This window comes from Dyella sp. C9, from assembly GCF_003332825.1.
Classification (GTDB): domain Bacteria; phylum Pseudomonadota; class Gammaproteobacteria; order Xanthomonadales; family Rhodanobacteraceae; genus Dyella.
In genome coordinates this window covers 1-1,187 of record NZ_QIRF01000035.1, presented here as the reverse complement: position 1 = coordinate 1,187, position 1,187 = coordinate 1, and the positions used below count along the sequence as shown (strand labels likewise).

Below are 1,187 nucleotides of genomic sequence, written 5' to 3'. Positions count from 1 at the left end.
TGTCGACTCCCCGCTAATCAGTGCCACGTAAGACCAGAGGTCTCCGGTTCGTTTTGAAGGCGGAATTCGGCGGGCGTCAGCCCGCCGAGGCTATCGTGGGGAATCTCTTGGTTGTAGTCGGCCAGCCATAGCTCGGTGTGCTCGCGGACCTCGCTGAGGGTTCGAAACACATGCATGTCGAGGACGCCGCGTCGGTAGCTGCCGTTGAAGCGTTCAATGAAGCCGTTCTGCATGGGACGGCCAGGTTCGATGAAATCAAGGGCAATCCCTTTACGTTCGGCCCACTCGGCCAGTGCCAGGGCGATGAACTCCGGGCCGTTGTCCAGGCGCAGTTTGACGGGATAGCCACGCCAGGCTGCGATGCGTTCCAACGTGCGGATGACACGCGCCGCCGGTAGATTCAAATCCACTTCGATGGCCAGTGCTTCGCGACTGAAGTCGTCGATGACGTTGAAGGTACGAAAGCGACGCCCGTCCCACAAAGCATCGGACATGAAGTCGATCGACCAACTCGTGTTGATCTGTTCGCCGGCCACCAGGGGCAACGGATGCCGGTTTGGGACACGCTTCTTGCCACGTCGCCGGCGATTGAGCTGCATCAGGCAGTACACGCGCCACACTCTCTTGTGATTCCAGACGAAGCCGCGACGACGGATCAACTGGAACAGCTTGTCGAACCCCCGCTCGGGAAATCGCTCGACCAACTCCGCCAACAACGCGATAACCTCCTCATCCCGATCAGGCCGGGCCCGGTAACGAGCCGTTGACCGGGATAGCCCCATCGCCGTGCATGCCCGACGCTCGCTCCAGCCGTGCTGGCTCATCAGCCAGGCCAGGAGCGGGCGCTTATGCGCCGGGTCTACAGCTTTTTTGCGATCAGATCCTTCAGGGCGTGGTTCTCCATCGCTAGTTCGGCATACATCCGCTTGAGCTTGGCGTGCTCGGCCTCAATGTCGCGCAGCCGCTGCACGTCCGAGGCTTCCATGCCGCCGTACTTGGACTTCCACACGTAGTACGTCGCTTCTGAGATACCGAGCTCGCGGCAGACATCCTTGACCTGCCGGCCGCCTTCGACTTGCTTCAACGTCGTGACGATCTGGCTCTCAGTGAACTTGCTCTTGCGCATCGTGGGTCTCCTTGGGGCTAGTTTGCCTGGAGACCTCCAGTTATGTGTGGAGTGAGATTAC

Annotated in this window: 1 protein-coding gene; it reads right to left on the bottom strand. The window is 60.3% G+C overall.

The window, feature by feature from the left end:
• Positions 1-17: 17 nt before the first annotated feature.
• Positions 18-1,126 (bottom strand): IS3 family transposase gene (locus DVU99_RS19550; protein WP_114241907.1). Its coding sequence is split into 2 segments (ribosomal slippage): positions 18-865 and positions 865-1,126, totalling 1,110 coding nucleotides; the frame shifts between segments, so codons are not numbered across the junction.
• Positions 1,127-1,187 lie beyond the last annotated feature (61 nt).